This is a genomic window from Neisseria montereyensis (assembly GCF_024834045.1).
Taxonomy (GTDB): Bacteria; Pseudomonadota; Gammaproteobacteria; order Burkholderiales; family Neisseriaceae; genus Neisseria; species Neisseria montereyensis.
The window spans coordinates 329,269-349,228 of sequence record NZ_JANUXW010000001.1; the positions used below are offsets into that span (position 1 = coordinate 329,269).

The following is a 19,960-nucleotide window of genomic DNA, read 5'->3' on the forward strand; positions in this document are numbered from 1 at the left end:
TTCGTATTTAATCCTGTAAATAGGGGTTGGTATATCCTAACTGATTCAGCAGGCGGATTTCAAGTGTTTCCATGATTTCGGCATCGCCGGTTTCAATGTGGTCGTAGCCCATTAAATGCAGGATGCCGTGTATGGTGAGGTGGGCGAAGTGCTGCATCGGTGTTTTGTTTTGTTCGCGGGCTTCTTTGAGCACAACCGGCGGGCAGATAATCAAATCGCCGTAGAGGCCGTCTGAAAGGCTGCCGGGCATGATGTCGCCTTCGTTTAGGGCAAAACTCAATACATTGGTGGCATAGTCTTTGCCGCGGTAGTCGGCGTTATAGGCGCGGGCGTCTTCTTCATCGAGCAGGATAATGCTGATGTCGGCGCGGCGGTAGCCGTTTTTCAAAGCATGCCATGCCCAACGGTAGAAATCGTGCTCCGTCGGCAGGCCGTTTAAGCTGCTTTGATTGTCGAAATGTAGATGAAAACGTTGTTGTTGTAGTTTGAGAAAAGGGAATTTTTTAGCGCGTTTCATAAATTTGGATAGGTAAGTGTTCAGGCTGAAATATAGCACAAGGCCGTCTGAAAAACATGATAGACTTGTGTTGTTTTGACAACGTTTTCCAATATATTTTTATGACTCCTAAAAAACTTGTAATTGCCAGCCGTGAGAGCGCGTTGGCCATGTGGCAGGCCGAACATATTCAAGGCCGTCTGAAACAGCTTTATCCCGATTGCGAAGTCAGCATTTTGGGGATGACCACGCGCGGCGACCAGATTCTTGATAAAACGCTGTCGAAAATCGGCGGCAAGGGTTTGTTTATTAAAGAGTTGGAGCAGGCCTTGCAAGACGGGCGCGCCGATTTGGCGGTGCATTCGATTAAAGATGTGCCGATGGTATTGCCGGAAGGTTTTGCTTTGGCGGCTATTTGTGAACGCGCCAATCCTTTCGATGCGTTTGTTTCTTCAAAATACGGACGTTTGGAAGAGCTGCCTGAGGGGGCGGTGGTCGGGACGGCAAGCTTGCGCCGCGAAGCGCAAATCAGGGCGCGTTATCCGCATTTGAATGTAAAGCCGTTGCGCGGCAATTTGCAAACCCGTTTGGCCAAGCTGGATAACGGCGAATACGATGCCGTTATTTTAGCTGCTGCCGGTTTACAACGTTTGGGTTTGGACGACCGCATTCGCATGATATTGCAGCCGACCGACAGCCTGCCTTCAGCCGGGCAGGGGGCGTTGGGGATTGAAATCGCCGCCCACCGCTATGATTTATTGGAAGCCTTAAACCCGCTCAATCATGCGCTGACCAATGCGTGTGTAACCGCAGAGCGTGCGCTGGCACGGGCTTTAGACGGCAGTTGTCAGATACCGTTGGCGGCGTATTGCACCGAAGAAAACGGCTTATTGACCTTGCGCGGCTTGGTCGGCCACCCCGACGGCTCGGTGATTTTGCAGGCTCAAGCCGAAGCGCCGGCGGCTTATGCCGATGCTTTGGGGCGTGCCGTTGCCAAAAAATTGGCGGACGACGGCGCGGAAGATTTAATTCGCGCGGTATTGGCCGAACAGGATACAACGGAACGTTCTTAACCGATGAATGCAGGCGGTTTCCACATTGCCTAAACGCTTGGGTTTGAAGCCGTCTGAAACCTTGTTACCGTATTTTCAGACGGCCTTATTCATAATAAGGAAGTACGCTTATGGCACACGATCATTCACATCATGCGCATGCACATACCGCCAATAAGAGAGTATTGGCAGTATCGTTTGCCGTGATTGCTTCGTTTATGTTGGTCGAAGCCATTGGCGGTTGGCTAACGCACTCGCTGGCGTTGTTGTCGGATGCGGGGCATATGTTTAGCGATGCTTTTTCGCTCGGCGTGGCTTTGCTGGCGTTTAAACTCGGCGAAAAAGCCACCACTCTGCAAAAAACATTCGGCTACAAACGCTTTGAAATCCTAACGGCAGCCTTTAACGGCATTTCGCTGATGGTGATTGCGGTCTTGATTTTTTATGAAGCGGCCGACCGTTTCCGCCATCCGCCGGAAATCGCCACCACCGGCATGTTGGTGATTAGTTTGGTCGGGCTGTTGGTGAATATTTTCGTAGCATGGTATATGCTGCGCGGCAGCGATACCGACGGCAATATCAATATGCGTGGGGCGTATCTGCATGTGTTGAGCGATTTATTCGGGTCGCTCGGTGCCGTTGCGGCGGCTATCTTGATGATGGCGTTCGGCTGGCAGTGGGCGGATCCGTTGGCGAGTATCCTTGTGGCAGCTTTGGTGGGGCGCAGCGGTTGGCAGGTATTCAGGAAAACCCTGAATATTCTGATGGAGGGTGCGCCGGAAAATATCGATACCGGCGAATTGCTGGCGATTATCCAAGAAACCGACGGCGTTTTATCGGTGCACGATTTACATGTGTGGACGATTACCAGCAATGTGCATGTATTGTCATGTCATATTGTGGTAGACGGTCGTTTGAGTGTAGCCGAAGCCGAGCAGATTGTGTACCGTATCGAACATACTTTGGCGCACGAAAATATCCGCCATACCACCATACAGACCGAAAGCAGCAAACACCCGCATGAAGACAGCGTGTTGTGTTCGATTGGCGAGCCAAGCATTGACCCCCACGACCATCAACACCATCATTAAATCTGTTAGAATTTAGGCCGTCTGAACACCATTCAGACGGCCTAATCCATTGATAACGCTGACAACCGTTATGGCTGTTTGATAAGAAGGAAACCTTATGACCGAAGCCGTATTATTCGATTTGGACGGCACCCTTGCCGATACCGCCCTAGACTTGGGCGGCGCACTCAATACCCTGCTGCGCCGTCACGGCCTGCCTGAAAAAACGATGGACGAAATCCGCCCCATTGCCAGCCATGGTGCCAACGGCCTGATTTTATTGGGCGCGGGCATTACCAAAGAACACCCGAAGCATGCCGATTGGCGGCAGGAATATTTGGACGAATATGAGCGCTGTTTCGATAAGGAAACCGTATTATTCGACGGCATTAACCCATTGATTAACGATTTGGTGGCGCGCGGCATTCAGTGGGGGATTATTACCAATAAGCCGAAAAGGTTTACCGACCGTTTGGTGCCCAAGCTGGGTTTTATCCATCCGCCCGCGGTGGTGGTGAGCGGCGATACATGCAGTAAACCCAAACCAAGCACCGAACCGATGTTTTATGCTTGCGAACAAATCGGCGTGGCGCCTGAAAACTGTATTTATGTCGGCGATGCCGAACGGGATATGGAAGCCGGAAAAAATGCCGGTATGAAAACCGTGTTGGTGGATTGGGGCTATATTGCGCCGACAGATAAAACCGAAGAATGGCTATACGATTGGCGCATTGCTACGCCTGCGGCATTGTTGGAATATGTATAGCACAAAGATTTGTTTTTAATGATAAATGGCCGTCTGAAAAGTTTCAGACGGCCATTTATATAAGCAATATCGTTTATTGGGCAGGTTTGTTGCCTTCGACGATTTTCAATCCGGCAGAAACCAAGCTACCGATATCGGCAACATTGGCCGGCATAATCAAGGTATTGCTTTCTTTCGCCAGTTTGCTGAAGGCTTCTACATATTGCTCGGCGATTTTCAGGTTCACGGCCTGATTGCCGCCGGGGTTTTGCAGGGCTTCGGCGATTTTGCGGATGGCGTCGGCATTGGCTTCGGCCACTAGGCGCAGGGCTTCGGCTTCACCTTGGGCATGGTTGATGCGGGCGATTTTTTCACCGTTGGAAGCATTGATGGCCGCTTGCGCTTCACCTTCGGATTGTTGGATTTCCGCTTCACGCTGACCGCTGGCTAAGTTGATCTGTTCGATTTTGCGGCCTTCCGATTCGGCAATACGGGCGCGTTTTTCGCGTTCGGCGGTAATTTGCGCCTGCATGGCACGCAGGATTTCTTGCGGGGGAATCAAGTCTTTGATTTCATATCGCAATACTTTTACACCCCATGATATGGCGGCTTCATCCAAAGCCGATACGACGATGCTGTTGATTTCATCGCGCTCTTCAAAGGTTTTATCCAATTCCATGCGGCCGATAACCGAACGCAGGGTGGTTTGCGCCAGTTGGGTGATGGCCATAATGTAGTTGCTCGAACCATAAGAAGCCAGCTTGGGATCGGTAACTTGGAAATAAATAATACCGTCCACCGTTAATTGGGTGTTGTCGCGGGTGATACACACCTGACTGGGCACATCGAGCGGAATTTCTTTCAGAGTGTGTTTATAGGCGAGGCGGTCGATAAACGGAATCAGAATATTCAAACCGGGGTTCAATACTTTATAAAAACGCCCCAAACGTTCGACAACATAGGCTTCTTGTTGCGGCACAACGGTGAACGATTTGAAACCGAACACCACCACGGCAATCAAAATCAACAAGGGGAAACTTAAGAAAAAGCCAAGATCCATAATGAATTATTCCTTAGTGTAGTTGGATAAGAAGGGTGTTGCCGTTTTTCCCGACAATAACGGCAGTTTGCGAAACCGGTGCATCGGAAGAAGCGGCATTTTGCGCCTGAGCCTGCCAGAGTGTGCCGCGGTAGTGTACTTCGTAGCTTGAGTCGTGCAGGTGGCGGGTAATCTGTACCGTTTGGCCGATATCCAAATCATTGCGGGCGGATTCTTCCGTATCGGAATGGCGGTGGCGTTGAAGCCAACCGTGCGCCCACCAAATACCGACGGCAGAAAGCACGGCGGCTATTAGCATGCTGAGACTAAAACTATTGAATAAAAATGCGGCAATCCCTGCACCGAATAGGGCGGCACTGACCACCAACAGATAAACGGTACCGATAAACAATTCGAGAATTAAAATCAGGGCGGCGGCAATAAACCATAGCATCATTATGTTTCCCTTTATCTTGTTATCTATTTTTTTTTCGCATAAGCATAAGCCAAGTTTCAAAAAATTCAACCGGTTTATGCGAAGCGGTTAACAGGCCGTCTGAACGTATGGCAAACTTATGATTAGACGGCCTTAAAGCCTTATTGTTCGGCGGCCAATACGCGGCGGCGGCGTGTTTCGCTCAAAACCATACCGGCGGTGACCGATACGTTCATGCTTTCCACCGTGCCGAACATCGGTACCGAAACCAGCAAATCGCAATGTTCGCGGGTAAGGCGGCGCATGCCTTCGCCTTCGTTGCCCATTACCCACGCCACACTTTCGGGTAGGTCGCAGTGGTATAGGTCGCTGCTGCCTTCCATATCGGTGCCGACCACCCAAATACCGTATTCTTTTAACTCGCGCAGGGTACGGGCGAGGTTGGTGACGGTAATATAGGGCACGGTTTCCGCCGCGCCGCAGGCTACTTTGCTAACGGTGGCGTTCAGCCCCGCGCTTTTGTCTTTCGGCGCGATAACGGCGTGTACGCCCATCGCGTCGGCGGTACGCAGGCAGGCGCCGAGGTTGTGTGGGTCGGTAATGCCGTCCAGCACCAATAATAGTGCCGGTTCGCTTAGGTTTTCCAAAACGTCTTCCAGATGTACATGGTTTTTAGAAGCGTCGATAAAGCCGACCACACCCTGATGGCGTGCCCCTTTGCTGATGGTGTTCAATCTATCCGCCGCTGCGAAATGAACGCGCACTTTTTCGGTAGCGGCTTTTTCGAGCACGTCGCGGGTGCGGGCATCGTTGCGGCCTTCTTGGATATAAAGTTCGGTAATGCTTTTCGGGTTTTGCCACAAGCGGGCGTTTACAGCATGAAAGCCGTAGATAAGTCTTTGGTTTGCCATGTTTTTACTTTGTATTAATATTTAAGGCGGCATTATACAGGGTTTATCGGGAGGCCGTCTGAAAAAGCGTGGTGATTCGGATTGCTATACAATATGCATCGTATATTGAGCATGATGGTTAAAACGGCTTTATGCTCGTGAATAGGCATCGGGTTTATTTTGAAACGTTTGATGGAAAGCTATGATGAAAACTTATCTGGTCGGCGGCGCCGTACGCGACCGTTTATTGAATCTGCCGGTTACCGACCGCGATTGGGTGGTGGTGGGGGCGGATGCGGCAGAAATGATGGCGGCGGGTTTTCGGCCGGTCGGCAAGGATTTTCCGGTTTTCCTGCATCCTGAAAGTCAGGAAGAATATGCTTTGGCGCGCACCGAACGCAAAACGGCCAAAGGCTATGCCGGCTTTGATTTTTATGCCGAAAAAGACGTTACCTTAGAGCAGGATTTAATGCGCCGCGATTTAACCATCAATGCGATGGCGCAGGATTCAGACGGCCTGATTATCGACCCTTTCGGCGGACAGCGGGATTTACAGCATAAGGTGTTGCGCCACGTTTCCCCGGCCTTTGCCGAAGATCCGGTACGGATTTTGCGCACCGCCCGTTTTGCCGCCCGCTATGATTTTGAAGTGGCACCCGAAACCATGATATTGATGCGGCAGATGGTGGATAACGGCGAAGTGGATGCGTTGGTGGCGGAACGGGTGTGGCAGGAATTGGCGAAAGGTTTGATGGAGCCGAAGCCGGTTCGTATGTTTGAAGTGTTGCGTGCGTGCGGCGCTTTAAAGGTATTGCTGCCGGAGGTGGATGCCTTATTCGGTGTGCCGCAACGTGCCGATTATCATCCCGAAATCGATTGCGGTATCCATACCATGATGGTGTTGCAATATGCCGCCGACAGCGGTTTAACCCTGCCCGAACGCTATGCCGCGCTATTGCACGATTTGGGCAAGGCGTTGACCCCTGCCGACATTCTGCCGCGCCATCACGGCCACGATATGGCAGGAGTAGAACCCGTCCGCACGGTAAACGCGCGTTGGAAAGTGCCGAAAGCCTGCGCCGAATTGGCGGAATTGGTGTGCCGTTGGCATATTATTTTTCATAGCGTGGGCGAATTAAAGCCGGCAACGGTGTTGAAAACATTAAAAAAAGTAGATGCTTTCCGCCGCCCGCAGCGTTTTGAAGCAGCTTTGAATGTGTGTGTTGCCGATACGCGCGGCCGCTTGCATCGTGAAAATGCCCCGTATCCGCAACGTGCCCACTGGCTCGAACTGCTGCATGCGGCCAATAATATCGACACGGCAGCGATTGCCGCCGCTTATGCGGAAACGCCGCAGAAAATCGCCGAAGCCATTGATAAGGCGCGTTTGGCGGAAATCAATCCGGTTCAGACGGCCTATAAAGCGCAATATGCAGGCAAAGGGCATTAGTGTGGTTGGTGTTTGTTTGAGTATGGATAAAGCCGTCTGAAAGGTTTCAGACGGCTTTATGATTATGAGATTGAGTTAGAGGAGGCGCTGGCGTAATTGCTCGAATAGGCAGACGGTTGCCGCCATTGCCACATTCAAAGATTCGGTTTGCCCGGCCATCGGGATTCTGACGCAACCGCTTACTTTATCAAGAATATCGGGGCGGATGCCGCTGCCTTCGTTGCCGAACACCCATGCGGCGGGTTCGGTTAGCGTCATGTCATAGAGGCGGTGTTCGTTGTGTTGCGAGAGGGCGGTCGCCCAAATCGGGTTTTGATAGCTCGGGCACCATGCGGATAAATCGACTCGTTCGCAGATGGTCAGCAGAAAATGCGCCCCCATGCCGGCGCGTAATACTTTCGGCGACCATACATCGGCACAATCGTTGCCCAATATCAATTGCTTTATTCCGGCCGCTGCGGTGCTGCGTATCACCGTGCCGACATTGCCGGGATCTTGTACGCGGTCGAGCACCACGCAGTCGCCGTGTTCGGGCAGCGGCGGAGCGGTGGGGATATCAATTAAGGTGAGGATTTCTTCGGCATCGGTCAGGCCGCTGATTTTGGCCAATATTCCCGATGCAACGGGAATCTGTTTGCTTGCTGGCAGTGTGGCGAGTAAAGCGCTGATTTCGGGTGTCTGCCGTTTGTGTTCGGGTATATAAACCCGCATAGGCATACCGCCCGCTTGCAGATAGGCTTGCAGAAGATGCACGCCTTCTAAAACGGTTTGCTTGTGCAAACGGCGTGCTTTGGCTTGTGAAAGCAGCTTCGATAAGTGTTTGAGTTGCTCGTTTTTGGCAGAGGTAATCGTTTCCATAGGCGGCATTATAATGTTTTCAGACGGCCTTGTATCCGCCGGAATAAACAGGCCGTCTGAAAAAATAGTGGACGGTTGTGATTGTGCGATATTTATATTAACCGCGCATGGGAAAAAAGGTACAATCGAAACCGTTTTAGTCTGTTTTGTCTACGAGGAACCTATCAATGTCTAAAAAAATCGTGATTCTGCCCGGCGACGGTATCGGCCCGGAAATTACCGCACAAGCTGTTCGTGTATTGGATAAATTGATTTCAGACGGCCTAGATGCCGAATATTTGTATGCCCCGCTCGGTGGTGCCGCTTATGACGAATACGGCCATCCTTATCCCGAATATACCCAAAAACTCTGCCGCCAAGCCGATGCGGTGCTGCTCGGTGCCGTCGGTGGTCCGCAATATGACGAACTCGACCGCCCGCTGCGCCCCGAACGCGGCTTGTTGGCCATCCGCAAGGATTTGAATTTGTTTGCCAATCTGCGTCCGGCCGTTCTTTATCCCGAATTGGCCAATGCTTCGACGCTGAAGCCCGAAGTGGTGGCAGGCTTGAATATTTTGATTGTCCGCGAGCTGACCGGTGATATTTATTTCGGCGAACCGCGCGGTATCCGCACTTTGGAAAACGGCGAGCGCGAAGGTTTCAATACCATGAGATACAGCGAAAGCGAAATCCGCCGTATTGCCAAAGTGTCGTTTGAAGCGGCGCAAAAACGCAATAAAAAATTGTGTTCGGTCGATAAAGCCAATGTATTGGAAACCACCGAGCTATGGAAAGAAATCTTTACCGAGATGAGTAAAGATTATCCCGATGTCGAACTCAGCCATATGTATGTAGACAATGCCGCCATGCAGCTGGTGCGTGCGCCCAAACAATTCGATGTGATTGCCACCGGCAATATCTTCGGCGATATCCTCAGCGATCAGGCCTCTATGCTCACCGGCTCAATCGGCATGTTGCCATCTGCTTCTCTGAATGAAACCGGCAAAGGTTTATACGAACCTTCGCACGGCTCCGCCCCCGATATTGCCGGACAAAACAAAGCCAACCCGTTGGCGACGATTTTATCGCTAGCGATGTTGTTGCGTTACAGCCTCAATGATGAAGCGCGCGCCCACCGTGTCGAAACGGCGGTAGAAAAGGTATTGGCACAAGGTTATCGTACCGCCGATATCTTTGAAGAGGGTTGTAAATTGGTTTCCTGTATGGAAATGGGTGACGCCGTGTTGGATGCGATTTAGTATAAATATATGTTATAATCATAAAATTATCGGCTTTATTTCGATGAAGCCTGCTTTTCCGTTATATAATGCAGGCTCTTATTTATTGAAAAAAACGGATAAAAGGACAATATCATGTTTAAAGATTGGCCCGAACATACCGCCTTGCTGAAAAAATCTTTCGCCAAATTGGGTAAAGAACACCCGAAAATGATTCAAGCTTATGCTTCATTGGAGCAGGCGGAAGCGGCAGAAGCATTAGACGAAAAAACCAGAGAGCTGATTGCCATTGCCGTGGCGATTACCACCCGTTGCGAAAGCTGTATCAGTATTCATGCCGAAAGAGCGATTAAAGCAGGCGCAACTGATGGCGAAATCGCCGGTGCATTGGCTACCGCAATTTCTTTGAACGCCGGTGCCGCCTATACTTACGCTTTGCGTGCAATGGAAGCTGTTGAAACACAACGTAAATAACAGCAAGCCGTTAGGTTTTGATGTTTCGGTATGGTAATATCGGATACTGTAAAAATAGGCCGTCTGAATAATATTGTTTATTTTTCAGACGGCCTTATATACTGTTCAAGCTGCTCAAGGTTATGGTGGTTCGAATCACAATAATCTGGCTGCTGATAACGAGAGGCATCGGATATGCCTTTTTTCCAACATTAAAGGTAATGATTAATAAAAAATTATGAAACACATCAATAAAATAATATTTGCAGGCATCGCACTTGCCGCTGCTTTTCACACACACGCAGAAACCCGTGCCGTGATTGATACCAATATGGGTCAAATCGAGTTGTCGCTGGATGAAAAAAAAGCCCCGAAAACCGTGGCCAATTTTGCCAACTATGCGCGGAAAGGCTTTTATAACGGCACTATTTTCCACCGTGTTATCGATGGCTTTATGATTCAGGGCGGTGGTTTTACTGCGGATATGAAAGAAAAATCAACTGAGAAAGCCATTGTGAATGAAGCGGATAACGGTTTGAAAAACACCGTCGGCACCATTGCGATGGCCAGAAGAGCCGGCCCGCATTCGGCAACCAGCCAGTTTTTTATCAATGTGGCCGATAATTCTTTCTTAAATTTTAAAAACAAAACCATACAGGGCTATGGCTATACCGTATTCGGTAAAGTGATTTCCGGTATGGATGTGGTGGATAAAATCGCCAAAGTCGGCACCACCAATTACTCTTTTTATCAAAACGTTCCGGTAGAGCCGGTAGTGATTCGCCGTGTTACCGTTGCAGAGTAAAATATCTGTAAAAAAAAGAGTGTAAAAAACGCCCATCAAGGGCGTTTTTTACTATGAGTACGGGCAAAAGCCTGCTTAACGTTCTTTTTCACGGAAAAAAGCATAAGTTACATCGTGAAACAAATCCACATGCGGGCTGTCTTCATAAGTCAGTTCGGCCAATGCATCTTCAAATGCCAATTGCACCGATTCGACTACATCCTGCGCAATATCGGCAGGCAGTGCGCGAATCATGCCTTTTAAGGCGGTGGCCAATACATGATTTTGCATCCGGACGGCTTCATAGGCTTCTTCGAGGTATTCCAGTCGCTGTTCCATACCGTTCATGATTTTTCCTTTCATAATCTGATAAAATGAAGCATTATACCGCATACTTTTTAAGAAGCCCTTAGCCTTTACCGGCGCTTATGTGTGGTTTCTTATGCTTGAAATCATTTCAGGAAAATGCTGGAAAAAGACAATCCGAAGCGGCGGGAGTAGGCCGTATTATCATAGAGAGAAAATAATAATGAACCACCAACGTCATACCAATTCCGATAACAGCCAAGACGAGTTCGATTGGGAACGCGGCTTGGAACAATTACGCGAACAGCGCAACGCCGGTCAGAATAAACCGGCTAAGGCTTCGGCAACCGCTACAACGCCGAAACCGGAAGCTAAAGCTTCATCATTATCCGAAGAAGTCCAACTTAATCATACCGCTGCCGAAAAACTGCTGCGTGAATATTTGCAACAATGGCAAAAAGAACATAATGATCCGTTGGCAGACACCATGACGGCTGAAACCGATGCAACCGTATTGCTGCAGGAAGATTGGTTGGCTGCTCAAACCGCTTTGCAAAGTGCGCGTATCGACGACAGTAAAGTACAAAGTACTCGCACGGTATGGTTGAATCCGAAGCGGCAAAATGTGGCATTTGAAAATCCGATACCCGAACAGCCCAAGCCGAGTAGCGAAGAAGAAGGCACACAAGAACACCCGATTGAAGAAGCGGTGCAGCCGGAAGAATGGCTGCCGGTAACCGTGAAAGTTATCAACCCGCAGGCCGATCCGCGTAAACCCGTGCTGTTTCTTTCCGAACAGGAATTACTTGAGCACCTAACCCGCCGCCTGCGCCCGCATTTAACCGATGCCGTTGCAGGAATGGTGCGCGTAGCCATCCAAAAACAGGCGGCTGCACTGACTTACCAACTTCAGCAAATATTGCACGAACAAACACCGGCATTGGTGGATGAAATATTGGAACATAACCTCAAAGCCGTGATGTCGGATATCAAATACAGTTTGAAATACAAGCGTTAAATGTAAGATTAGAGCCGTCTGAAATATTGAAATTTCTAGGGCGGTTTTTTATATGGCGTATATTATGGAGGCTTATGATATGAATAAACGTTCTTGGATTGTTATCGTTATCGCAATCATTGTCGGCGGCTATAAAATATGGAATAAGTACCAACATTATGTAGAAAAAAACGCCTATAAAGCCAAAATAGAGCAAAGCATAGAGACGGTCAAGGATATGGAATTTAAACGGCATGAATAAACGCGCTTGGATCGGTATTGTCATCGCTCTGGTTGCCGGTGGCTATAAAATATGGAATAAGTCACAACCATATATAGAAAGCGATCATAGGGTTGAAATACAGCAACAGAGTTCAACACCAAGCTTCTCGGTAGATGATATTCTTCAGACGGCGTTTGAACGTCAACAAAGCGATATTCAAATCGAAGGCAGTGGCCAAGTGACCAAAACGTTGCCCGATGATAATAAAGGCTCGAAGCACCAGCGTTTTATTTTAAAGCTGGGTAGCGGTCAAACTTTATTGGTGGCACACAATATCGATTTGGCACCCAAGATTAAAGGGCTGAAAAAAGGCGATACCGTTTCGTTTTACGGTGAATACGAATGGTCGAAGCAGGGTGGTGTAATCCATTGGACGCATCACGATCCGCAAGGCCGGCATGCCGACGGATGGCTTAAACACAACGGCATAGTTTATCAATAGTTTCGGTAAGATACGGATGAGACACGCGCGGCACAAAAGCTGAAAAAACTGGATAAATGTGCCCACTTTGTTATAGAATAAGCCCGACTCAGGTAAGCACAAGATTGCTTAATTTTTAATTTGTATTGTAAGAGGAAAACGAAATGTTCCCAGAATACCGTGATTTGATTTCTAAATTAAAACAAGAAGATACACACTTTGCCCGTTTGTTTGAAGAACACAATCAGTTGGATGACAAAATCACCGGTTTAACCAACAGCCCTGTTACCGAAGGCTTGGAAGAAATTGAAGAATTGAAAAAACAAAAATTACATCTGAAAGATCAACTATATGATATTTTGGTAAAAGCCGATAAAGAAGCCAAATAATCGCTTTAAAGTCGGAAAGTTATAAAAAGGCCGTCTGAAAATATTTTCAGACGGCCTTTTTACTGTGTAGTCAAGAAAATGGTTTATTTCTAAATAAAATTTAAGGAGAGAGCCGTTCTTTAATCCATTGATTACCGTCTAAACGGTATTGGATACGGTCGTGCAGGCGGCTGGGTCTGCCCTGCCAAAACTCTATTCTGTCGGGTATCAGCACATAGCCGCCCCAATGCGGCGGGCGGGGAACGTGGAGCGGATGTTTCACGCCGATTGCTGCGGCGCGGGTAACCAATACCGATTTACTGGCAATCACTTCGCTTTGTTCGCTTGCCCATGCCCCGATGCGGCTGGTGTAGGGGCGGCTGTCGAAATATTCGTCGGAAGCGGCTTCATCCAGTTTTTCAACCCTGCCTTCTATGCGAACCTGTCGTTCCAACTCCGGCCAAAAGAATGTGAGCGCGGCAAAAGGTACGGCGGCCAGTGCACGTCCTTTGCGGCTTTTGTAATTGGTGAAAAAAACAAACCCCTGCTTGGTAACTTCTTTTAGTAATAATTGGCGGCTTTCCGGCCGGCCGTCTGAATTAACGGTAGCCACATTCATGGCAGTCGGTTCGTTGACCTCGGAGTGGATGGCTTCATTCAGCCAACGTTCAAATTGAACGATGGGGTTTGCATCGCATTGGGCTTCGGATAATTCCTGTTTGCTGTAATCTTTGCGGATATTGTGTAAATCCATAACCAACTCCTAGCTTGTAGTGAGGAAAGATATATGAACACATATATATTAAGGATAGCAAGATTTAAGGCCGTCTGAAAGTGTTCGGACGGCCTAATATTGGGTTATAAATCAAGTATGTTTTTTAATTGTCGGTATGCTTATGTATAAGCGCTTAAAACCAATATAGGTTTATTGCGGCTGTACGCTAAATGGGATATCGACTTTTTGCCATTGCTCGCTTTCGTAGCCGAGTGCGCCGTTAATCAGTGGGTGTTCGTTGAGCCAATTTTGGCTGATACGCAGAATAAAGCCGTTACCGTTGTCGCTACGCAATTGGGTATAGGGCGGTAGTTCCAACGGCATACGGGCACGACAGAATAAGGTTGCGAGGCGTAACGATAAAATCGCAAACCACATCATTTGATTATCAACCAAATCTACCATTTTGCGGATATCGCCGCGATGGCCGAGTACCAATAGGGATAAAATGCGTTGTTCTTTGCGCGAGAAGCCAGGCATATCGGCATTTTCGAGAATATAGGCGGAATGTTTGTGATAGCCGGTGTGGGCGATATCAATGCCGATTTCGTGCAACATGCCCGCCCAATTGATGTATTGCTGCCAATAAGCCAATTCCTGCACCGGCGCATTCAGGGCATGGCAGATGCTTTCCATAAATTTTTGCGCCGCAGCCGCCACACGTTTACCCTGATTCGGGCTGGCATGATAGCGCTGTTGGAATTCTGCGGTGGTTTGGTCGCGCATATCTTCATTGATCTGGCGGCCGATTAAATCATAGAATACACCGTCGCGCAGGGCGGCATCGGTGACCGTCATTTTTTCAATACCGAGCTCTTCAAAGGCCGCCATCATAACGGATAATCCGCCGGCGAATACTTCGATACGGTCGGATTTCATGCCGGAAAAGCGTGCTTTTTTCACGCTGCCGGCCTGAATGATTTTATCGGCAATCTTTTTCATGCCCTCATAGGTAATATCGTGCGTTTGCGGATTTTCGGCAGCGAGAACGTCGCGGATGGATTTGGCCGAGCCGGAAGTGCCGATGGCAATATCCCAACCGCTGCGCTTCATCATCTTACCGATACGTTGGATTTCATTGCGTGCCGCCGTAATAGCCGCTTGAAAATCTTTTTGGCCGATTTTATTCGGAAAAAAACGCATGCTGTAGGTAACGCAACCTAAAGGCAGGCTTTCGGTGAGCGCAGGCTGTAGTTCCGACCCGATAACAAATTCGGTCGAACCGCCGCCAATATCGATAACCAGCATTTTGTCGCCTTTGGGCGGTAGGGTATGCACGACGCCGGTATAAATCAAACGGGCTTCTTCACGGCCGGCAATAATTTCGATGGGAAACCCTAAAGCAGCTTCGGCACGGGGCATAAAATCGGTAATATTCTTTGCAACACGGAAAGTATTGGTGGCCACCACCCGTACTTGCTCCGGTGGAAAACCTTTTAAACGTTCGCCGAATCTGGCCAAACATTCCAATGCCCGCGTTTGGGAAGCCTCGTCAAGATTTTTCTGCTCATCCAAGCCGCCGGCAAGACGAACCATTTCTTTAAATGAATCAATAACTTTAAGCTGGCTGTTTGAGTGGACTTCGCAAATTTGCAGGCGGAAACTGTTAGAACCTAAGTCGACAGAGGCAAGTATGTTGGGTTTAGTCATAAAAGCAAAAACCGGAGCGTCAATCAATGAAAGCGGAGATGTTACCGCGCATAAAGGGGGGCTGTCATCTGCCTGATAGATAAGTATTTGTGGTATATAGATTAAATGTATTTAAGTTTTAAGTTTTATAAATTGGGTGAGTGAGCGGCGAAGAAAAATTGTGTCGGAGGAAAATGGCGGCGGGTGATGGGCCGCCGATTATACTTATCGTAGTAAAAAAGGCAGCCTCAGGGCTGCCTTTGTATGGGTACTGTTTTTTTTAACAGATGATTACAGACCGCTCAGTTTGGCAGTGTCGTGTGCAATCATCAATTCTTCGTTGGTCGGAATCACAACCGCTTGAGCAGTGCTGTCTGCAGTAGTAATCACGCCTGAATTGCCGAAACGGGCATCTTCATTGGCTTTTGCGTCTTCTTTCAAGCCTAAGAAATTCAGGTAACCCAATACTTTGCTGCGGATGGCATTTGAGTTTTCACCAATGCCGCCGGTGAATACCAAAACATCCAAGCCGCCGGCTGCAACAGCCATGGAACCGACATATTTGGCCAAGCGGTAAGCAAATACTTCCAGCGCCAGTTTGGCACCTTCGTGGCCTTTGCCTGCTTCTTCTTCGATAACGCGGCAGTCGCTGGATAATTCGGAAATCCCTAATAGGCCTGATTTTTTGTTTAGCATGTCGGTTACTTGTTTGATATCCATACCGGCATTTTCGGCCAAGAATGAGAATACGCTGGGGTCTACGTCGCCGCTGCGGGTACCCATTACCAAACCTTCAAGCGGGGTTAAACCCATGCTGGTGTCTTGGCATTTGCCGTTGGCGATGGCGGCGATAGAAGCCCCGTTACCCAAGTGGCCAATCACCATGCGCAATTGGTCTTTGTTTTTGCCTAAGAAGCGGGCGGCTTCATCGGCTACATAACGGTAGCTGGTGCCGTGGAAACCATAGCGGCGTAGGCCGTATTTGCGGTAAAGCTCATGTGGCACAGCGTAGGTGTAGGCATGTTCGGGTAGGCTTTGGTGGAATGCGGTATCGAATACGGCTACATTAGGCAGGCCTTTGAAAATATCTTGTGCGGCACGGATACCGAGCAGGTTGGCCGGGTTGTGCAACGGAGCCAAAGGAATACATTTTTCAATACCGGCAATGACTTCTTCGGTAATTACGATAGAATCGCTATACAATTCGCCGCCGCTGACGACGCGGTGTCCGACTGCACCGATACGGCTGTCTAAACCGTGTTTTTTCAATTCTTCCATCAAAGCGGCTACGGCACCGGTATGGTTGGGGTTTTCGGCTAGTTCGACTTTATGTTTTTCACCGTTGATTTTGAATGTGATGTAGGCGTCTGAAAGACTCAGTTTTTCTGCCAGGCAGCTCAGCAAGACATCGCCGCTGTCGTTATCTAAAACGGCGCCTTTTAAAGACGAGCTGCCGCAGTTCAATACTAAAATCAATTTGTTTGACATGTAGACTCCTTAAGTTTTCAGACGGCCTGTCGAACAGCCGAACTGTCGGGGTTGGGAATAAATGGAACAGGGTATATAGGCTCCGATTCCAATATTCCATTCGTTAAAGCGGCTATTTTATCAAAAAATAAGCGGCTTGATATGATTTAATTCTTCGGTTTCGATATGGTTTTTTTTGCTTATTACGCCAAATTCGACAGGGTTTTAATAAAAGGCTTTGCCGGCTGCATTTAATGTGTAGGCAATATCGTCTGCCAAGACGGCGCAATCTTCAAAATCGAGATTGCCGATGGTAATCCGTACAGCCGGTTGTTTGGTAAGGTTGAAAGAAGCACCGCTTTGTACGGCCCAACCGCGGGCGGCTAAAAACTGAACGGCTTGTGATTCGTTGCGAACAGGCAGCCAGATATGCTGGCCTTCGCCGTGTTTGCCGGGAATATCGATACCGTGTTGTAGCAGGCAGTTGATCAGGTGTTCGCGTCGGGTTTGATAGCTTTCCGATATGGCATTGAGGCCGTCTGAACCGAGTTGCTGCCATAGTTTTAGGGTAATATGTTGCAATAGTTTGCTTATCCAACGAGGGCCGAGTGAGAAGCGCTTTTTCATGGCTTTCAAAGTGTTGCCGTTTCCTGTGGCAATGGCAATACGGGCATCTGTACCGAGAAATTTACTGGTGGATGTGCTGTAAATCCATTCGTTTTGGAAACCGTCCATGCCATGAAACGGGTGGCGGCTGAGCGGCCCCCAGTGGTCATCGACAATCAATAGTGTGTTGTGGCGCGCGAGAGCTTTCTGCCATGCCTGCCAACGGGTTTTGCTGTAGCAAATACCGGTTGGGCTATGCGCGCGTGCGGTGAGTACGGCGGCGGCAATACGACTGAAATCTATTTGGCTTGCAATAATGGCGCCGTCTTCATCCATTTCTACGGGTACTGCTTTCAAACGTAGGTTTTCCAATAAAGCTAAGAGCGGCAGCCAACACGGGGTTTCTACCAATACACGGTCGCCGGGTATGCAGCGTTGGTTGAGTGCCCGCTCGATAATATCCAAACTGCCGGAAAGCAGCATAAGCTCTTTATCGCGAATGCCGACATTATCTGTCAGCCAGTTTCGGATAAAAGCCATTAGTTCGGGATTGTCGCCATGATTGCCGACATCGGTGGCAAGATGGTATCCATTTAGCAAATCAGGAGGCAGTTCGGGCAGAAGCCGTTTGTCTATATTACCTGAGGCCAAATCGATTAGGCCGTTCGGCACCACACTTTCGGTATGTAGAATTTCGGTTTTTTCGGGAACGAAGCTACCCCGTCTGCCATCGGTGCTGATAATACCGGCATCTCTTAATTGTTTATATGCGGCTGATACCGTATTCGGATTCACGCCGAGTTCCGATGCTAATTGACGCACGGTCGGCAGGCGGTGGCCTGCAGACCACACTTCTTCACGTATCAGGCCGCTGATAGATTGGGCGATATTGACAGCCGTGCGGCCTTTGGGTTTTAATTCCACAATACAAAATCCATTTTGTACTAATGCAAATTAATTTAATGGATTTTAAAGTAATTGGCAAGTGTTGCGGAAATATATTTAGATTTGGTTTTCTTGATGAAATCGAATCTGAATTAAAGCGGAACGAATAAAATGGATGGTATGGTAAATATTTCAGACGGCCTTATCTTGAAGTGTGATAAGGCCGTCTGAAAACCGTGAAGCTGTTATAATTATCTACTATTAAAAATAATATAAAAAATTAAGTAAGGAACACTGTGATGTCTAACGATAAGACAGACAAAACACCCAAGCAGCCTAAAGAGCAGGTTATCCACCTCTACCAAAGTGCCAAGCGGATTCATCCGAAGAGAGCAAAAGGCCGTTTTGCTAATCTTAGAATATTGGCTATTTTGGCCACACAGTTTGTTTTTTATGTGATTCCTTGGTTTAACTGGAGCGGTCGGCAGGCGGTTTTGTTTGATATTCCCGAGCGGCATTTTTATATTTTCGGCTTGTCGCTTGGTGCGGGCGATTTGATTTATTTAACCATGCTGCTGATTATTTCGGCGTTCGGTTTGTTTTGGTGGACTACCATAGCAGGGCGTTTGTGGTGCGGTTATTCGTGTCCGCAAACAATTTATACCGAAATTATGTTATGGATCGACCATTTTGTAGAAGGCGACCGTAACAAGCGCTTGAAACTGGATAAAGAGCCTTGGAATTTCCGTAAAATCCGTATTAAGCTCACTAAATATCTGATTATTTTTGCTGTCTGTGCATGGACAGGGATTACTTTCGCCGGTTGGTTTACGCCGATTCGTGAGTTTGTGCCGGCATTGTTTACCTTTCAAGTTGGTGGCGGTTCATTGTTTGCAGCGGCGTTTTATGGTTTTATGACTTGGCTGTTTGCCCATCAAATGCGTGAACAGGTATGTAAATATATGTGTCCTTATGCACGTTTCCAAAGTGCTATGTTTGATAAGGATACTTTGATTATTTCTTATGATGAAGAGCGCGGCGAACCGCGTGGTGCGCGTAAGAAAAATGCCAAGAAAGATGATTTACCGCTAGGCGATTGTATCAATTGTACGATGTGTGTACAGGTTTGCCCGGTCGGTATCGATATCCGCGACGGTTTGCAATATCAATGTATCGGTTGTGCCGCTTGTATTGATGCCTGTGATGAAATCATGGATAAGATGAGCTATCCGCGCGGCCTTATCCGTTATACTACGGAAAGCGTATTGGAGCACGAATATACCGATGCGGATATTAAAAAACGCTTATTGCGTCCGCGGGTGTTGGGTTATGGTGCGGTATTGCTGGTGGCGGTAATTGCCATGATTACCAGTATTGCACTCCGGCAGACATTGGAAGTCGATATTATTAAAGACCGTGGTGTGATGTTGCGTGAAAATAACCGCGGCTGGTTGGAAAATGCCTATAATTTGCGCATTATCAATGATAGCGAACGGGAACAGATATTAACGGCCGAAGTGACCGGTTTCGATGAAATTATGTTGACCGGCCTGCCTTCAGACGGCCTGAAAGTACCGCCTAGAGATACTATGACTATTCCGGTTCAAGTATCGACGATTCCCGAATACGCCGATAAAGGCAGTCATCCGATCGAGTTTCACTTTACTTATCGTGAAACCGACAGCGATGAAATCAATACAATCGTTGAAAAAGCATCATTTATCGGAGAATAA

The 19,960-nt window shown here is 48.3% G+C and carries 22 protein-coding genes; 12 read left to right on the forward strand and 10 right to left on the reverse strand.

Annotated elements, in window-relative coordinates:
• Window positions 1-7 precede the first annotated feature (7 nt).
• The gene (gene ybeY / locus NXS09_RS01460; protein ID WP_259290785.1) at window positions 8-517 is read right to left on the reverse strand and encodes an rRNA maturation RNase YbeY; all 510 of its coding nucleotides are present in this window, start codon (window positions 515-517) and stop codon (window positions 8-10) included.
• Window positions 518-618: 101 nt separating this feature from the next.
• Here ybeY and hemC point away from each other — a divergent pair, with 101 nt between their 5' ends.
• From hemC to NXS09_RS01475, 3 genes are all read left to right on the forward strand, one after another.
• A complete protein-coding gene (hemC, locus tag NXS09_RS01465; RefSeq protein ID WP_259290786.1) occupies window positions 619-1,569 on the forward strand; it encodes a hydroxymethylbilane synthase in 951 nt (316 codons plus the stop codon).
• Window positions 1,570-1,679: 110 nt separating this feature from the next.
• Complete coding sequence (locus NXS09_RS01470; RefSeq protein WP_259290787.1) at window positions 1,680-2,639, forward strand: cation diffusion facilitator family transporter; 960 nt, start codon at window positions 1,680-1,682, stop codon at window positions 2,637-2,639.
• 97 nt (window positions 2,640-2,736) lie between these two features.
• On the forward strand, window positions 2,737-3,384 hold the full coding sequence (locus NXS09_RS01475; protein ID WP_259290788.1) for an HAD family hydrolase: 648 nt from the start codon (window positions 2,737-2,739) through the stop codon (window positions 3,382-3,384).
• A gap of 73 nt (window positions 3,385-3,457) precedes the next feature.
• Here NXS09_RS01475 and NXS09_RS01480 read toward each other — a convergent pair whose 3' ends face one another.
• The 3 genes from NXS09_RS01480 to rlmB all read right to left on the reverse strand — a co-directional run bounded on the left by NXS09_RS01480 (window position 3,458) and on the right by rlmB (window position 5,749).
• The gene (locus tag NXS09_RS01480) at window positions 3,458-4,423 is read right to left on the reverse strand and encodes an SPFH domain-containing protein (protein WP_259290789.1); all 966 of its coding nucleotides are present in this window, start codon (window positions 4,421-4,423) and stop codon (window positions 3,458-3,460) included.
• 13 nt (window positions 4,424-4,436) lie between these two features.
• A complete protein-coding gene (locus NXS09_RS01485) occupies window positions 4,437-4,859 on the reverse strand; it encodes an NfeD family protein (RefSeq protein WP_259290790.1) in 423 nt (140 codons plus the stop codon).
• Between the two features lie 140 nt (window positions 4,860-4,999).
• The gene (gene rlmB, locus NXS09_RS01490) at window positions 5,000-5,749 is read right to left on the reverse strand and encodes a 23S rRNA (guanosine(2251)-2'-O)-methyltransferase RlmB (protein ID WP_259290791.1); all 750 of its coding nucleotides are present in this window, start codon (window positions 5,747-5,749) and stop codon (window positions 5,000-5,002) included.
• A gap of 184 nt (window positions 5,750-5,933) precedes the next feature.
• Between rlmB and NXS09_RS01495 the strand changes: the two genes are divergently transcribed.
• Window positions 5,934-7,178 (forward strand): multifunctional CCA addition/repair protein, encoded by a 1,245-nt coding sequence (locus NXS09_RS01495; RefSeq protein ID WP_259290949.1) that lies wholly within the window; start codon window positions 5,934-5,936, stop codon window positions 7,176-7,178.
• 75 nt (window positions 7,179-7,253) lie between these two features.
• Here the strand turns inward: NXS09_RS01495 and NXS09_RS01500 are convergent, their stop codons facing one another.
• Window positions 7,254-8,036 (reverse strand): TrmH family RNA methyltransferase, encoded by a 783-nt coding sequence (locus tag NXS09_RS01500; RefSeq protein ID WP_259290792.1) that lies wholly within the window; start codon window positions 8,034-8,036, stop codon window positions 7,254-7,256.
• 167 nt (window positions 8,037-8,203) lie between these two features.
• Here NXS09_RS01500 and leuB point away from each other — a divergent pair, with 167 nt between their 5' ends.
• From leuB to NXS09_RS01515, 3 genes are all read left to right on the forward strand, one after another.
• A complete protein-coding gene (leuB, locus tag NXS09_RS01505) occupies window positions 8,204-9,274 on the forward strand; it encodes a 3-isopropylmalate dehydrogenase (protein WP_259290793.1) in 1,071 nt (356 codons plus the stop codon).
• Between the two features lie 114 nt (window positions 9,275-9,388).
• Window positions 9,389-9,727 (forward strand): carboxymuconolactone decarboxylase family protein, encoded by a 339-nt coding sequence (locus tag NXS09_RS01510; protein WP_259290794.1) that lies wholly within the window; start codon window positions 9,389-9,391, stop codon window positions 9,725-9,727.
• Between the two features lie 217 nt (window positions 9,728-9,944).
• A complete protein-coding gene (locus NXS09_RS01515) occupies window positions 9,945-10,511 on the forward strand; it encodes a peptidylprolyl isomerase (RefSeq protein ID WP_259290795.1) in 567 nt (188 codons plus the stop codon).
• A 75-nt stretch (window positions 10,512-10,586) separates the two neighbouring features.
• On the opposite strand, the gene NXS09_RS01520 is transcribed toward NXS09_RS01515, so the two are convergent.
• On the reverse strand, window positions 10,587-10,838 hold the full coding sequence (locus NXS09_RS01520; RefSeq protein ID WP_151050945.1) for an NGO1151 family protein: 252 nt from the start codon (window positions 10,836-10,838) through the stop codon (window positions 10,587-10,589).
• Between the two features lie 181 nt (window positions 10,839-11,019).
• On the opposite strand from NXS09_RS01520, the gene NXS09_RS01525 reads away from it, so the two are divergent.
• From NXS09_RS01525 to NXS09_RS01540, 4 genes are all read left to right on the forward strand, one after another.
• On the forward strand, window positions 11,020-11,814 hold the full coding sequence (locus NXS09_RS01525; protein WP_259290796.1) for a hypothetical protein: 795 nt from the start codon (window positions 11,020-11,022) through the stop codon (window positions 11,812-11,814).
• Between the two features lie 79 nt (window positions 11,815-11,893).
• The gene (locus NXS09_RS01530) at window positions 11,894-12,055 is read left to right on the forward strand and encodes a hypothetical protein (RefSeq protein ID WP_259290797.1); all 162 of its coding nucleotides are present in this window, start codon (window positions 11,894-11,896) and stop codon (window positions 12,053-12,055) included.
• Window positions 12,048-12,518, forward strand: a complete 471-nt coding sequence (locus tag NXS09_RS01535) for a DUF3465 domain-containing protein (protein WP_259290798.1) — start codon at window positions 12,048-12,050, stop codon at window positions 12,516-12,518. Before NXS09_RS01530 ends, NXS09_RS01535 begins: the two co-directional genes overlap by 8 nt.
• Before the next feature lie 143 nt (window positions 12,519-12,661).
• Window positions 12,662-12,886: an HP1242/YdcH family protein gene (locus NXS09_RS01540; RefSeq protein ID WP_259290799.1), complete on the forward strand. Its 225-nt coding sequence runs from the start codon at window positions 12,662-12,664 to the stop codon at window positions 12,884-12,886.
• A gap of 100 nt (window positions 12,887-12,986) precedes the next feature.
• On the opposite strand, the gene pdxH is transcribed toward NXS09_RS01540, so the two are convergent.
• The 4 genes from pdxH to NXS09_RS01560 all read right to left on the reverse strand — a co-directional run bounded on the left by pdxH (window position 12,987) and on the right by NXS09_RS01560 (window position 18,266).
• The gene (gene pdxH, locus NXS09_RS01545; protein ID WP_259290800.1) at window positions 12,987-13,619 is read right to left on the reverse strand and encodes a pyridoxamine 5'-phosphate oxidase; all 633 of its coding nucleotides are present in this window, start codon (window positions 13,617-13,619) and stop codon (window positions 12,987-12,989) included.
• Between the two features lie 171 nt (window positions 13,620-13,790).
• Window positions 13,791-15,290, reverse strand: coding sequence for an exopolyphosphatase (gene ppx / locus NXS09_RS01550; RefSeq protein WP_259290801.1), 1,500 nt, complete (start codon window positions 15,288-15,290; stop codon window positions 13,791-13,793).
• Between the two features lie 270 nt (window positions 15,291-15,560).
• On the reverse strand, window positions 15,561-16,757 hold the full coding sequence (locus NXS09_RS01555; protein ID WP_259290802.1) for an acetate kinase: 1,197 nt from the start codon (window positions 16,755-16,757) through the stop codon (window positions 15,561-15,563).
• A 204-nt stretch (window positions 16,758-16,961) separates the two neighbouring features.
• Window positions 16,962-18,266, reverse strand: coding sequence for an aminotransferase class I/II-fold pyridoxal phosphate-dependent enzyme (locus tag NXS09_RS01560; RefSeq protein WP_259290803.1), 1,305 nt, complete (start codon window positions 18,264-18,266; stop codon window positions 16,962-16,964).
• 260 nt (window positions 18,267-18,526) lie between these two features.
• Between NXS09_RS01560 and ccoG the strand changes: the two genes are divergently transcribed.
• On the forward strand, window positions 18,527-19,960 hold the full coding sequence (gene ccoG / locus NXS09_RS01565; protein ID WP_259290804.1) for a cytochrome c oxidase accessory protein CcoG: 1,434 nt from the start codon (window positions 18,527-18,529) through the stop codon (window positions 19,958-19,960).